This is a genomic window from Bacillus inaquosorum KCTC 13429 (assembly GCF_000332645.1).
GTDB lineage: Bacteria > Bacillota > Bacilli > Bacillales > Bacillaceae > Bacillus > Bacillus inaquosorum.
Genome location: NZ_AMXN01000005.1, coordinates 23,327 through 37,121, shown reverse-complemented (window position 1 = coordinate 37,121; position 13,795 = coordinate 23,327). Strand labels below are relative to the sequence as shown.

12 protein-coding genes are annotated in these 13,795 nt (G+C 45.8%); 7 read left to right on the top strand and 5 right to left on the bottom strand.

What is annotated here, in order from left to right; genetic code table 11:
- Positions 1-277: 277 nt before the first annotated feature.
- Positions 278-910 carry an esterase EstB gene (estB, locus tag BSI_RS07520; RefSeq protein ID WP_003239746.1) on the top strand — a complete coding sequence of 211 codons (633 nt, stop codon included), beginning with the start codon at positions 278-280 and terminating at the stop codon, positions 908-910.
- Between the two features lie 220 nt (positions 911-1,130).
- Positions 1,131-2,219, top strand: coding sequence for an acyltransferase family protein (locus BSI_RS07525; protein WP_003239744.1), 1,089 nt, complete (start codon positions 1,131-1,133; stop codon positions 2,217-2,219).
- A 37-nt stretch (positions 2,220-2,256) separates the two neighbouring features.
- Here BSI_RS07525 and BSI_RS07530 read toward each other — a convergent pair whose 3' ends face one another.
- Complete coding sequence (locus BSI_RS07530) at positions 2,257-2,874, bottom strand: TetR/AcrR family transcriptional regulator (RefSeq protein ID WP_003239741.1); 618 nt, start codon at positions 2,872-2,874, stop codon at positions 2,257-2,259.
- On the bottom strand, positions 2,840-4,093 hold the full coding sequence (locus tag BSI_RS07535; RefSeq protein ID WP_003239739.1) for an MFS transporter: 1,254 nt from the start codon (positions 4,091-4,093) through the stop codon (positions 2,840-2,842). The genes BSI_RS07530 and BSI_RS07535 overlap by 35 nt, the downstream gene beginning before the upstream one ends.
- Before the next feature lie 122 nt (positions 4,094-4,215).
- Between BSI_RS07535 and bstA the strand changes: the two genes are divergently transcribed.
- Positions 4,216-4,752: a bacillithiol transferase BstA gene (gene bstA / locus BSI_RS07540; protein ID WP_003239737.1), complete on the top strand. Its 537-nt coding sequence runs from the start codon at positions 4,216-4,218 to the stop codon at positions 4,750-4,752.
- Here the strand turns inward: bstA and BSI_RS07545 are convergent.
- Entirely contained in the window at positions 4,749-6,305 is a 1,557-nt protein-coding gene (locus tag BSI_RS07545; RefSeq protein WP_032732193.1) for an MFS transporter, read from the bottom strand. The two genes, bstA and BSI_RS07545, sit on opposite strands and share 4 nt — an antisense overlap.
- A 111-nt stretch (positions 6,306-6,416) precedes the next feature.
- Positions 6,417-6,899: a MarR family transcriptional regulator gene (locus BSI_RS07550; protein WP_003239733.1), complete on the bottom strand. Its 483-nt coding sequence runs from the start codon at positions 6,897-6,899 to the stop codon at positions 6,417-6,419.
- 172 nt (positions 6,900-7,071) lie between these two features.
- On the opposite strand from BSI_RS07550, the gene mprF reads away from it, so the two are divergent.
- Positions 7,072-9,642, top strand: coding sequence for a bifunctional lysylphosphatidylglycerol flippase/synthetase MprF (gene mprF / locus BSI_RS07555; RefSeq protein ID WP_003239731.1), 2,571 nt, complete (start codon positions 7,072-7,074; stop codon positions 9,640-9,642).
- A gap of 17 nt (positions 9,643-9,659) precedes the next feature.
- On the opposite strand, the gene BSI_RS07560 is transcribed toward mprF, so the two are convergent.
- Complete coding sequence (locus tag BSI_RS07560; RefSeq protein ID WP_003239729.1) at positions 9,660-10,637, bottom strand: ABC transporter substrate-binding protein; 978 nt, start codon at positions 10,635-10,637, stop codon at positions 9,660-9,662.
- Between the two features lie 132 nt (positions 10,638-10,769).
- Between BSI_RS07560 and BSI_RS07565 the strand changes: the two genes are divergently transcribed.
- The 3 genes from BSI_RS07565 to BSI_RS07575 all read left to right on the top strand — a co-directional run bounded on the left by BSI_RS07565 (position 10,770) and on the right by BSI_RS07575 (position 13,794).
- On the top strand, positions 10,770-11,771 hold the full coding sequence (locus BSI_RS07565) for a FecCD family ABC transporter permease (RefSeq protein ID WP_003239727.1): 1,002 nt from the start codon (positions 10,770-10,772) through the stop codon (positions 11,769-11,771).
- Positions 11,768-12,799: a FecCD family ABC transporter permease gene (locus tag BSI_RS07570; RefSeq protein WP_003239725.1), complete on the top strand. Its 1,032-nt coding sequence runs from the start codon at positions 11,768-11,770 to the stop codon at positions 12,797-12,799. Before BSI_RS07565 ends, BSI_RS07570 begins: the two co-directional genes overlap by 4 nt.
- A 113-nt stretch (positions 12,800-12,912) precedes the next feature.
- Entirely contained in the window at positions 12,913-13,794 is an 882-nt protein-coding gene (locus BSI_RS07575) for a PhzF family phenazine biosynthesis isomerase (protein ID WP_003239724.1), read from the top strand.
- Position 13,795: the final 1 nt, after the last annotated feature.

The following is a 13,795-nucleotide window of genomic DNA, read 5'->3' as shown; positions in this document are numbered from 1 at the left end:
TCCGTGTCTATGGCTGTTTCGCACAAAAGATGAGCAAGTGCTCATCTGTGATCCTAACTGCCTATTCCCCTTATTATAGAAAAGGGAGGAAGGGAACACAACCCGGTCTACTCGTGAAATGAAGATATAAGGTATGTAATGATTTGAGAAGATATCGGATTCATTTCCATCGATCATAAAAAATGATATATTTAATTTTCTGAAAAAATATTAACTATATTGATGTTTTATGTATAATAGGAAATTGGTGGTATAAATATTTTAAGGGGGAATGAATGTGAAAAAAGTATTGATTACATTCGCTATCTGTTTATCGCTGATTCTATCTGTTCTAGCCGCTCCGCCGTCAAGCGCAAAAGCTGAATCAGTACATAATCCTGTTGTTCTTGTTCATGGAATAAGTGGTGCCTCATACAACTTTTTCGCTATTAAAAACTACTTAATTTCTCAAGGCTGGCAAAGCAACAAACTGTATGCAATTGATTTTTATGATAAAACAGGGAACAATCTAAATAACGGTCCGCAGCTCGCTTCATATGTTGACCGCGTTCTAAAAGAAACGGGAGCCAAAAAAGTAGATATTGTGGCTCATAGTATGGGAGGCGCAAACACGCTGTACTATATTAAATATTTAGGCGGGGGCAATAAGATTCAAAATGTCGTAACGCTTGGAGGGGCTAATGGTTTAGTTTCGTCAACAGCACTGCCGGGCACAGATCCAAATCAGAAAATCCTCTATACATCTATCTACAGTCTAAATGATGAAATAGTGGTCAACAGTCTTTCCAGACTGCAAGGAGCAAGAAATATTCAGCTTTATGGCATCGGCCATATTGGCTTGCTTTCTAATAGTTTAGTGAATGGCTATATAAAAGAAGGGCTGAATGGCGAAGGCCTCAATACAAATTAATATCTCCATAAAAAAACCTGCCGTCCCTGTTACAGCAGGTTTTTTGAGATCCTCTTAGCAATCTCGTCTGAGAAAGATACACCAAAAAGTTAGGGGTTTTTATTGCCTTAGTCTATAATACATACCCCAATGTATGACATCAGGCACTTTTTCAAATAAAGCAGACATGTTAAGGTACAACCATCGATTTCTAAAAATTTGAAATAAAAGGAGCGCTGTTATGCAAATTAAAGAAATTTTTATGATCCGCTGCATTTCGTGCTTAAGTGTCGTCTTGCTCCATATCATTTCAATGGTCCTGATGCTTCAGGCAGAAGCTCTCGCAGATATTTCTCACACCGTAGATTCTTTCCGCACACTCCTGATGTTCAGCACGCCTGCCTTCATTTTCATCTCTGAATTTTTGCTGGCCCGTTCTTATCCTGACGGGGTGCCAAACGGTTTTTTAAAGAAGCGGGGAAAAGTGATTTTCGTTCCTTTTTTATTTATCGCGGCCATCGATGCACTGCTGATGACCAGTGCGATGGGGGGAGAGATCACCTTTCTCGCGATCGTGCAAAAGTATTTGGCGAACGTATTGTTAGGAAACTTTATCGGATACTTTATTCTCGTCATCTTTCAATTTTACATTCTGCATATGATGTTTCATGAGTATTTGAAAAAAGCATCGCCGAAATGGGTGCTGTCCATCTCATTTGTGGTGACAGCCGCCTATTTAAGCTATTTTTCAGCAGTCAGCCCGGCTCCCGCTTCAGAAGAGGGCGGTGGGTTTCCGTTCTTCTGGGTTCCGTTCGCAGGCTGGCTTTTCTACTTTTGTCTTGCCTACTATTGCGGAAAGGAGTATAAGCGCTTTTTAGCCTTGCTGAACCAATACCGCATAGTGATATACGGCGCCGCGCTAGCTTCTGCTGCGCTGGTTGTCACTGTTTCTTATGTCGGTGAAATCGGCATGATCAGCTCGAAACGGCCTGATATCATGCTGTATTCGACAAGCATGATTTTCCTGTGCTTTCACTTGTTTTCTAAAATGAAGCATGTGCCGAAAATCATTATGTTTATCAGCAACTATTCCTTTTCGATTTATCTGCTTCATGCTTATTTTATGATCATAGGCTACGTTTTGCTTTTAAATATGCCCGGGATTCCCGCCGTACCGGCTGTTCTCCTGTTGTTTGCCGTGTGCACAGCCGGCCCGATTCTGACCTCATGGGCACTGAATAAATTCAAATACGGTTATTTATTTGTGGGGAAGATCTATCAGCCAAAACAGAAGAAAGCCACATTAGAAGTGCGTGATCACGCAGGGTGAAAACAAGCGGCAGGAGAGAGGTTCCTGCCGCATTTCTTTATTTCTCATCTACTTGCAGTACCGTTTTTAAATACAGTTTTGCAGATTCAGCAAGTCCAGATACATCAGCCTTTTCTTCATCGAAATATAGCGCGTTCTGGATGATGCCGTCATTCATATTGAGGAAAAATTTCGCGATCGTCGAGAGAGGCTGCAGAGGCTGAAATTCCCCCTGATCGATTCCTTTTTGCAATAGCTTTGAAAACCTTGCCACAAAAAGATCATACCGCTTTTCCAAATACTTCCGCCGTTCTTCATTGCGCCAAGCCGTCACTAAATATTCAAACTGCACCGGCGCCAGTGTATCCGCTGCATCACGCAGGCCTTCAGCCAGTTCATCCAAATAGCTGGAGATGGCGGCCCAAACACTTCGGTGTTCAGCTGAGTCATCAAGCTTTCGGAGCCCTTCATCTAGCCCTGCTTCAATGATTCGCCGAAACATCTCCTCGGTGCTTGAAAAATAAAGATAGACACCGCCTCGGCTGAAACCTGACTCTTCCACAACGTCCTTCATTGTCGTTAATTCGAATCCTTTTCGTTTAAAAACCGTTTTGGCAGCCTCTAAAATCTCTGCCTGCCGTTTATCCTTGTGCTCCTTTGTTACTTTCGGTGACAAGATATCGCCTGCTTTCTGCAACTTTCTTACCTACAAGTGTAATCAACCCGACCATGATCAGCAAGCAGCCACAGACAAGAAAAGCAAGTGATACACCGATCCATTCCGCCAGCACGCCCCCGCCTGCCATGCCGAGGATGGAGGCGAGGGTTGTCGCGCTCTGAATGGCGCCAAATACCCTGCCGCTGTAATCGACAGGCACTGTTGTTTGCACGAGAATTTGAAATGGAATATGGACCAGACCAAAAGCCGCTCCCATGATGAAAAAAGCGAAAATAAAAAGAGCAATGCCGGCAATTCCCATTCCGCTCAGAAATGGCACGCCTCCAGTTGCTAGTCCAAGCAGAAAGGTCCCAGATGAGAAATAAAGAAAATAAGAGGTGATTCGCCGTCTGCCGGCAATTGCCGCCGTAAGGAGCATGCCGGCTCCGCTGACGGCCATGCACCAGCCTGCAAGCTCAGGCGGAGCGCCTGAAAAAGAACGGATAAGAATGATAGCCTGGGAATCACCAATCTGCAAAACAAAGAGAACGACGCAAGCTGTGAGTAAGCCTGTTAAAAGAAGCGGCATTCGTTTCAAATACTGAAGGCCTTCTTTGATAGAAGCAAGTGCTGATGTTTTTTCTTGAGGTGTATTGGCTTTTTGTAAAAAAGCATCTTTGGGGAGGAAAAACAAAATGACAGCGGAAAGAAGAAAGGCGCCGGCGTTGATATAGAAAACAGAATGTATAGAGACAGCAGCGATCAGCATGCCGCCAAGGGCAGGGCCGAAGATTTTTGCGCTGTTATCAATGATGCTGCTGACGGAAACGGCCTGCTGAAGGTGTGCTTCCGGAGCCAATTCCTTAAGCTTTCCGTTTTTAGCAGGTGAAAAAAGTGAAGAAAAACAGCTCTGAAGGCATAGCAATACGTAAAGCTGCCAAAGCTCACTGACATAAACGCAGCTGATAACGGTGAGGGCACGGCCGATTTCAGACAGAAACATGATCGTTTTTCTGTCAAAACGGTCGGCAAGCAGACCCGATACAGGTCCGAGTACAATGACAGGCAAAGCAAACGACATCATTAAAAGCGACATATCTAATGGTGAAGCATGAAGCTGAAAAGCGGCTAATGTTAGCACGGCCAAAATGTGAAGCCAGTCTCCAAGTGAAGAAATGGTTTGCGAGGCTAACAGTGTTATCAGTCCTTTTTGATTGCGAAACAACGGTTTTTCCATGATTCATCCTCCTGATCATTAAAATGACACTTGTGTCGTTTTTATTGTATGGGAAAAAGACACAATATACAATCTTTTTCTTGTAAAATAAAGGAGAAGATTGAACAGAAGGGAGAACATACATGACAACAGCCAATTTAAGCTATCCAATAGGAGAATACCAGCCGAGGGAATCGGTATCGAAGGAGCAAAAAGATGAATGGATTCAAGCGCTTGAAAAAGTGCCGGCCAAACTGAAGAAAGCCGTTGAAGGCATGACGGAAAGCCAGCTTGACACACCGTACCGAGACGGGGGATGGACCGTTCGGCAAGTTATTCATCATCTGGCTGACAGTCATATGAACAGCTATATTCGGTTTAAATTGAGCTTGACGGAAGAGACACCGGCCATCCGTCCATATGATGAAAAAGCGTGGTCGGAGCTAAAGGACTCGAAAACAGCAGATCCAAGCGGTTCACTCGCACTTTTGCAGGAGCTTCACGGGAGATGGACGGCTCTTCTCCGCACCCTGACGGATCAGCAATTTCAGCGCGGCTTTTACCATCCCGATACAAAGGAGATCATGACCCTAGAAAACGCGCTCGGGCTGTATGTCTGGCACTCACATCATCATATCGCTCATATTACGGAGCTTTCCCAACGGATGGGGTGGTCTTAACGCTTTTGCCGGCGGAAAGCCGGAATACTGATAGGAGCAATCACCAGCAGTGAAATCACAGCAGCGGCGGCATATAAATGATCATAGCCGCTGGCGACACTCGCATGAATGGCGTCGCTTATCGCGGTTTTGACTTCAGGCACGGGAATCCGTTCGATTTGTTCTTGTAAAGAAGAAACATCAGAACTGTCGATCTCCGGAATCATCTGCATCGCCGTTCCTGAATGTCCGCTGTCCGATAAGCGGCTGCTGATTTCATCACCTATTTGGTCAAACCCGGCTGTGATAAAACCTGCATAAAGAGTAGGCGCCAATGTCAGTCCGATTTGCCTTACCAATGAAAGCGTGCCGAGCGCCGTGCCCTTATTCGTTTTAGCCGCCTCTGATACAAGGACGTTCAGCGGAGCGCCTAACAGGAAGCCAAAACCGATGCCAGCGACTACACTAGCGATTACAAACTCCCATTTTTCCGTCACCCAGAGCGGAAATAAAGCAAATCCCGCACATGAAATGATTCCCGAAAGAATAACGGTTTTCACCGGCCCTTTTTTGTCGGTGAGCGCTCCGCCAAGCCAAGCGCCGATTCCGGAAGCTAACGCAAGCGGTGTCATCCAATAGCCTGCTTTTGCAGCAGGAACGCCCAAATACTGCTCAACATATGACGGGATAAAAATGACCGCCGCCAAGAGTCCGCCGGATAATAAACCGATGATAAGCGTGCGCTGAAACATGTGGTTTCTCAGCAGAGAATACGCCAAAATCGGATCGCCCCCGCGCATTTCAACCCTCTTTTCAAACGAGATAAGCGCTGTAAGACAGAGAATGCCAAAAACAATACATCCATACACTTCTGGATCTCCCAAGCTGTTTAAAAGATTTGCCCCGTCAAGATTCGTCATGCCGTACATCACAGCTAAAATCGACAGGGACAGAAGGAAGATTCCAACCATATCGAGGCGTTTAGCCTCAGGCGCTTTTGTTTCCGCAATAAAACATGCACCGAAAACAACCAATAGCACTGCAATCGGCAAATTAATCAAAAACAGCCAATGCCAAGACCCGGTCCAATCAAGCAGAAAGCTTCCAATATTCGGCCCGAGCACAGCAGCCATCCCGTTCATCGCGCCAAGCAGCCCAAGCGCCTTCCCCTGCTTTTCCTTTGGAAGGGTAGCAAGAATGTGCGAGCTGCCGATAATGAAAATCCCGCCGCCCCCAAGCGCCTGAATCAGCCGAGAGATCAGAAAGAGCGGGAAGCTTTGGCTCAAAGCAACAAGCAAAGAACCAAGTCCGAACAGGCAAACCTCAATGAGAAAGAGTTTCTTTCTGCCATAGCGGTCTGAAAGCTTTCCGACGATCGGCACACTGACGCTAAGACCGAGCGTATAGAGGGTAATGCCCCATGATCCCCAGGAAGGAGAAACGGCAAATGACTCGTTTATCGTTGTTAAAGCAGCCGAAATAATTCCGTTATCCAGCGCAGCCATAAACACACCAATCGTAAACAGGCTGATCGCCCACTTTTGGCTTTTCTGCTCTGACAATGCTTCAGACATATTCATCAACCCCTCTTTAATTCACTTTGAATATATTATTCATTTTAAGTGAACTAAATGTCAAATAAAAAAAGCCTGCTTCCGCAGTTTGCGGATGACAGACTTAAAGACTTATTCTTTTTTTGCATTCTCCAATGCTTTGGAAAGGATAGAAAGCCCTTCGGAAACCGCCTGCTTTTCTTCAGGAGACAGCAGCTCCAATGAACGCTTTAATTTCAGATGGCCCTTTTCATATAGACCCCGAAAAATATTTTTTGCATTCTCCGTCAACTGAACAACCACTGAACGGCGGTCCTCTTCAGAATGTGATCGTTTGACAAACCCTGATTTCTCAAGACGGTCAAGCAGCCCTGTTGTATTGGACAGGGAAGCCCCCATTTTTTCAGCAATGTCGCTGACCTTTAGTGTTCCATGGTTGTTTAATAGCATCATCACTTTCATTTGCGGCATGCTCATATCAAGCTTCATCCACTCGGACACATCACCGAGACCGGCTGAGGTTAAGACTTTCATATAGAGCACCCATATTTCCCGTTCCTCAGATGAAAGAATGTTTTCGTTTAACACCGTTGTATCATGTAAATTATATTCCATTTCATCACTTCCTCATCATTCGCTCCTCTTACCATATTACTCGATTTTCACTGCTGAAAGAAAGTGAGCAGAAACTGCATCAGGGACTTTGTCCGAAAAATAGAGGTAGTGTATAATGAGTTGGAGATTATTGGGGGAAGAAGATCGAACTAGAATATGATTGGAGAGACCATTGCTGATTAAAAAGAATGCTTTATCAATTTTAAAAATTGTTTTTCCTATTGCTGTTTTACTATTTGTTATTTATCAATCGAAAAAAGAACTGACAAATCTGTCATTCAAACGCACGCTCATGGTCATCAATGGGCTGGAACGAACGGACTTATTCATCCTTGTATTGATAGGCCTGCTGGCTGTTGCTGCCATGTCGCTGTATGATTACGTCCTGAAATACTCACTGCGTCTATCGATCACAAACGGAAAGGTATTCAGGGTTTCCTGGATCGCCAATTCATTCAATAACGTACTCGGATTCGGCGGTTTAGCCGGAGTCGGGTTAAGAATGATGTTTTATAAAGAGCATACGAAAGACCATAAGGCGCTAGTAAAAGGAATCGCCTGGCTTACATCATCTATGCTGCTCGGATTATCTGTTTTCAGCATTTTCGTCGCCGCACGAGTGCTGCCAGTGGATGAAGTGCTTCATGAAAAGCCTTGGCTGTGGGCAGTCGTTATCGGTTTCGCACTGATTTTGCCGCTATCCTTGGCGGTGTCTAAAATCAAAGGCCGCAAAGGCGGAGACGAAGAGAATGCGGAACAAGTGAAAAATCCGATTTTCGCTTATATTGGCGCTTCCGTTGCCGAATGGGTTATGGCTGGAATCGTCATCTATTTGTCTTTGTTCGCTATGGGCATTCATGCTGATATCAGGTATGTGTTCGGGGTATTCGTCATTGCGGCGATCGGAGGGATGATCAGTCTCGTGCCGGGCGGCTTTGGCTCGTTTGACCTTTTGTTTTTGCTCGGGATGGAGCAGCTTGGCTATCATCAGGAGGCCATTGTTACATCTATTGTTTTGTACAGGATCGTCTATTCATTTATCCCATTCGGTCTGGGACTGTTCTTTGCTGCCGGCGACCTGACCGAAAATACAATGAAACGGCTCGAAACGAACCCGCGCATCGCACCGGCAATTGAGACGACAAACGTTCTGCTTGTTGTCCAGCGGGCGATATTAGTGAGAATTTTACAAGGCTCACTTTCCCTTATTATATTCGTTGCAGGTTTGATTGTCCTGGCTTCAGTATCCTTGCCGATTGACAGGCTTACCGTCATTCCGCACATTCCGCGCCCGGCCCTTTTGCTGTTTAACGGCCTGTCCTTAAGCTCAGCGCTCATTCTGCTGATTTTGCCGATCGAGCTTTATAAACGGACAAAACGCTCCTATACAATGGCGATTACAGCGCTTGTCGGCGGCTTTGTGTTCAGCTTCTTAAAAGGACTCAATATCAGTGCGATATTCGTACTGCCGATGATTATTGTATTGCTTGTGCTTTTGAAAAAACAATTTGTCCGAGAACAGGCATCCTATACGCTCGGACAAATGATTTTCGCTGCAGCGCTTTTCACTGTGGCGCTCTTTAACTACAACATCATCGCAGGTTTCATTTGGGACCGGATGAAGAAGGTGCTGCGCCACGAATATTTCGTCCACAGCGATTCTCATATCACGCATGCGACGATCATGGCAATTATCATTGTGCCGCTGTTCTTCTTCATATTTACAATGGTGTATCATAAGAAGACAAAACACATCGGGGAAAAAGCTGATCCCGAACGCCTTGCTTCGTTTTTAAATGAAAACGGAGGCAACGCGCTGAGCCATCTCGGCTATCTTGGAGATAAGCGGTTTTATTTTTCAAGTGACGGGAATGCATTGCTGATGTTTGGAAAAATCGCCAGAAGGCTGGTCGTACTCGGCGATCCGTCAGGACAAAGAGAATCGTTCCCGCTCGTGCTGGAAGAATTTCTGAACGAAGCACACCAGAAGGGGTTCAGTGTTTTGTTCTATCAAATTGAACGAGAGGACATGGCGCTGTATCACGATTTTGGCTATAACTTCTTTAAGCTGGGCGAGGAAGCCTATGTGGACTTAAACACATTTACCCTCACAGGGAAGAAAAAAGCCGGCCTTCGGGCAATCAATAACCGGTTTGAGCGGGAGGAATATACCTTCCATGTGGATCATCCCCCATTTTCTGATGCGTTCTTGGAGGAACTGAAACAAATTTCAGATGAATGGCTCGGCTCAAAAAAGGAAAAGGGATTCTCGCTCGGATTTTTTGATCCTTCCTATTTACAGAAAGCGCCGATCGCCTACATGGAAAATGCAGAAGGGGAGATCGTTGCATTCGCAAATGTCATGCCGATGTATCAGGAAGGAGAGATATCAGTTGATCTGATGCGCTACCGCGATGACGCCCCGAACGGCATTATGGATGCATTGTTCATCCGAATGTTTTTATGGGCGAAGGAGGAAGGCTGCACGTCGTTTAACATGGGAATGGCGCCCTTGGCCAATGTTGGCACCGCCTTTACATCCTTCTGGTCAGAAAGATTTGCCGCTATCATTTTTAATAATGTCAGATACATGTACAGCTTCAGCGGCCTCAGGGCCTTTAAAGAAAAATACAAACCGGAGTGGCGCGGCAAATACTTGGCGTACCGGAAAAACAGATCTCTTTCTGTCACCATGTTCCTCGTCACGCGGCTGATCGGAAAAAGCAAAAAAGACTCCGTCTAACCAGACGGAGTCTTTTTTTATTTCGCCTTTAAAAAATAGGTTTCAATATCATCAAGCAGGTAGTTTGCGGCTTTAATTCCGCCTGCGGTTGTCCACACGACGTCATCGACTTCATGGGCGTTACCTGACTTCACGGCCTTCAGGTTTTTCCATAGTGAACTGCTTGTCCACTGATTGGCCCATTTCTCATTTTCTTTTGCATTATCGGCTTTATAAGTGAAATAAAACAGCACATCAGCATCCATATCAGGAATAGATTCTTTACTGTCTGTTGAGAATGTAAATTGGTCCTTTTGTTTTTTAAACAGCTCCACTTGTTTTTCAGGGCGTTTGAAGCCAAGCTGGTCTAAAATGATCCCAGGGAATGAATCGGTATAATAGATTCTTGACTCGCCGGATAAAAAGCGTACGACAGAAACGGTTTTGTTTGTCTGGTCGCCAAGCTTGTCTTTCAAATCAGAAACGCGTTTATCAAAATCGGCAATAACTTCCTTGCCTTTGTCCGCCTTATTCACCGCGTTGGCGTATAGAGTCAGGTTATCCTTCCAGTTCCCAGCCAAAGATTCAGCGAAAACTGTCGGCGCAATCGCATTTAACTGATCATAAATTTTTTCCTGGCGCACTTTGTTTCCAATAATCAAATCAGGCTTTAATTCTGCGATGGCTTCCACATTCGGTTCCGTTTCAAGACCGACGTTTTTAACACCTTTCATGTCATTTTTCAGATAGTCATACCACGGGTCGCCCTTCCATGACTTTACGGCTCCGACCGGCTTAATGCCAAGCGCTAAGAGCGCCTCTGTTCCTTCATTAGTTAAAACAACAATCCGTTTTGGATTGGCGGGAATGTTGTCTGATGTCCCCATTGCATGTTTGACCGTTCTTGTTTTGCTGCTTGACCCCTCGCTGTTACTTGAACTTTCTGAACTATTACATGCAGAAAGTACCATAACGGCCATTAAAAATACGAATAGCATGCTGATATGCTTTTTCATCTTTTTCCTCCCAATATTGAAATTCATTATCATTTAGATCATAATAAGCAGTGTTAAGAGTGTCAATCCCTAATTGAGGATTATTCTCAAAAACAAACATTACATAGTAAATAAACCTAGGAGAATTAGATCATGATCTGCAAAAAGGCATCTTCAAAATGGATTGTGTTAGTATGTCTGATTTTCATTTTACTGGCGGCTGTCTGCGCAAGCGTCGTTTACGGCTATACAGGTACGTCATGGAGACAGGTCTATCAGGCGTTTACTTCCTTCAACGGAACAAATGAGCATGTCATCATCAAAGATGTCAGGCTTCCGCGCGCTTTGGTTGCGACAGTCGTCGGCGCCTCGCTTGCAGCCGCGGGCGTTCTCATGCAGGCGCTCACAAAAAATCCGCTTGCGTCACCGGGGATTTTCGGGATTAACGCCGGTGCAGGCTTTTTTATTGTTGCCGGATCGTTTTTTCTGCATATACAGTCACCTCAGGCGCTAGTATGGAGCTCGTTTCTTGGGGCAACATTTACCGCTGCGATCGTCTATGCTGCAGGGTCGCTTGGAAGAGAAGGACTGACGCCAATCAAACTGACGCTGGCGGGTGCTGCCATGGCGGCCATGTTTTCTTCTCTGACACAAGGCTTGCTTTCTGTCAATGAACTCGAGCTTGCTCAGGTGCTATTTTGGCTGACCGGCTCTGTGCAGGGCAGGAGTCTGGAACTGCTGATCACGATGCTCCCGTATGCAGCTGCAGCGCTTGTGATCTGCTTTTTTCTTGGCCAAAAAATTAATCTCCTCGTCATGGGAGAAGATGTGGCAAAAGGACTCGGCCAAAAAACGGGCCTGCTGAAATTTGTGATGGCGCTTTGTGTTGTCTTGCTCGCCGGATCTGCTGTCGCCATTGCCGGGCCGATTTCATTTATCGGCATCATTATTCCGCATTTCGCTCGATTTATCGTCGGCAATGATTATCGCTGGGTTCTGCCGTTTTCCGCTGTTTTGGGTGCGATTTTACTCGTTGCCGCGGATATCGGGGCGCGATATATCATTATGCCTCAGGAAGTTCCTGTCGGGGTCATGACAGCCATCATCGGTATGCCTGTGTTTGTCTACATCGCAAGAAGGGGGGCAAAACTATGAAACTTCGTTTTGGCGTAACCGCGGCTGAAAAGAAAGCATGGATCGTCTTTTTTATTTTACTGGGATTAACAGCAGCAGTACTGATCATTAGCGCTGGTCTCGGACAAAGGTTTATTCCTCCCTGGGATGTAGCAAAAACATTTTTTGGTGCAGGTTCCAAGCTGGATGAGCTGATGATCATGTCGTTCCGCATGCCAAGAATTTTGACCGCTTTATGCGCCGGCGTCTGCCTGGCAGCGGCAGGCGCGATATTGCAGGGGCTCGTAAGAAACCCTCTCGCATCACCGGATATTATCGGAATAACGGGAGGAGCGGCGGTAGCTGTCGTGCTTTTAATGATGTTCTTCTCAGACCGCAGCAGTTCACTTACGATCAGTCTGTCATGGCTTCCGGCTGCTGCATTTATCGGGGCCTCAGCTGTTGGACTCATCGTCTATTTACTGGCATACAAAAATGGTGCCTCCACATTTCGGCTGGTGCTTATCGGAATCGGATTTTCAATGTCGGCGCAGGCGATGACTACCCTGCTGATGATCAAAGGCCCGATTTACCGAGCATCACAAGCCAATGTGTATATCACTGGGTCTGTTTATGGGTCAAACTGGCAGCATGTGAAAATAGCTGTTATCTTATCTGTCATTCTCTTATTTATTTGTTTTATCGCGCTAAAAAATATGAATATACAGGTGCTGGGCGAAGATATTGCGGCGGGTGCGGGAAGCGCCGTGCAGCGAAATCGTTTTTTCTTGCTTCTTTTGAGTACGGCTCTTACGGGCTGTGCGGTTTCGGTTGCCGGCACAATCGGTTTTGTCGGACTGATGGCGCCCCACATTGCAAGGCGGCTCGTCGGCTCATCTTATGGCGCGCTGCTCCCGGCGTCGGCACTCATCGGAGCTTTGCTCGTCTTAACAGCTGACATCGTCGGCAGAACCTTATTTGCTCCGGTGGAAGTGCCAGCCGGCGTCTTTACAGCAGCTATCGGCGCTCCTTATTTTATTTATTTGCTCTATAAAACGAGAAACTCTTAATCTTTACTCCCATTTTCTCAAAAAAGAAAATGGGTTTTTTGATAATGACTGAAAATTCACAATCATTTTTGCTATACTGACAGAGACATTGATAAAGAAAGGGCGGCAGACAAGTGAAAGAAGCAGAGGTATTAAAATATGAAGCATTTACAAGCAGTCCCGGTAAAGGAAACCCCGCGGGAGTCGTATTGCAGGGAGACGATTACACTGAAGAAGAGATGCAGATCATAGCTGAGCGCGCCGGATATTCAGAAACCTCATTTATCCGGAAAAGCGAGTCGGCTGATCTTGAACTCCGTTACTTTACCCCCGGACACGAAATGAATTTGTGCGGTCATGCAACAGTCGCTTCTCTTTACGCATTATGTGAAAAAGGAATGCTGGAGAGCGGTAAAACGTACAGCATCCAAACGAAAGCTGGTATCCTGCCTGTGAAAATTTCTGAAAAAGGCGGCCGCATACATATTACGCTTGAACAGGCTTCTCCGCAATTCAAACCATTTACAGGCGATCGGGAAAAACTTGCAGGCGCATTGGGAATCACCGAAGAAGACTTTCATGAAGACCTTCCGATTGTTTTTGGTAGCACTGGCATATGGACAGCCATCGTTCCGCTTAGATCATTAGAGGCCTCCAAAAAAATGGTGCCTGATAACAAACAGTTTCCGGACGTGTTAGTCGATCTGCCAAAGGCTTCAGTTCACCCGTTTACCTTTGAAACCGTTCATCCTGACAGCGACCTCCACGGACGCCACTTTTCATCCCCGTATTCGGGAACGATAGAAGACCCTGTGACCGGCACAGCATCCGGCGTGATGGGGGCTTATATGAAACAGTACGGCAATGCCGAGCAGCGTGAATTTATCATTGAACAAGGGCAGGAAATCGGGAAAGACGGAAAAGTGGAAATCGAAATGAACGAAGACGGCGGCCATGTAAAAGTGAATATGACAGGAACTGCCGTGTACTCAGAAACCCGTATCCTTAAAATCTAAT

Excerpts from the sequence above, each read along its gene's own strand:
- BSI_RS07525 (WP_003239744.1), top strand. The coding sequence starts at position 1,131 with ATGCAAATTAAAGAAATTTTTATGATCCGCTGCATTTCGTGCTTAAGT.
- BSI_RS07535 (WP_003239739.1), bottom strand. The coding sequence starts at position 4,093 with ATGGAAAAACCGTTGTTTCGCAATCAAAAAGGACTGATAACACTGTTA.
- bstA (WP_003239737.1), top strand. The coding sequence starts at position 4,216 with ATGACAACAGCCAATTTAAGCTATCCAATAGGAGAATACCAGCCGAGG.
- BSI_RS07545 (WP_032732193.1), bottom strand. The coding sequence starts at position 6,305 with ATGTCTGAAGCATTGTCAGAGCAGAAAAGCCAAAAGTGGGCGATCAGC.
- BSI_RS07550 (WP_003239733.1), bottom strand. The coding sequence starts at position 6,899 with ATGGAATATAATTTACATGATACAACGGTGTTAAACGAAAACATTCTT.
- BSI_RS07560 (WP_003239729.1), bottom strand. The coding sequence starts at position 10,637 with ATGAAAAAGCATATCAGCATGCTATTCGTATTTTTAATGGCCGTTATG.
- BSI_RS07565 (WP_003239727.1), top strand. The coding sequence starts at position 10,770 with ATGATCTGCAAAAAGGCATCTTCAAAATGGATTGTGTTAGTATGTCTG.
- BSI_RS07570 (WP_003239725.1), top strand. The coding sequence starts at position 11,768 with ATGAAACTTCGTTTTGGCGTAACCGCGGCTGAAAAGAAAGCATGGATC.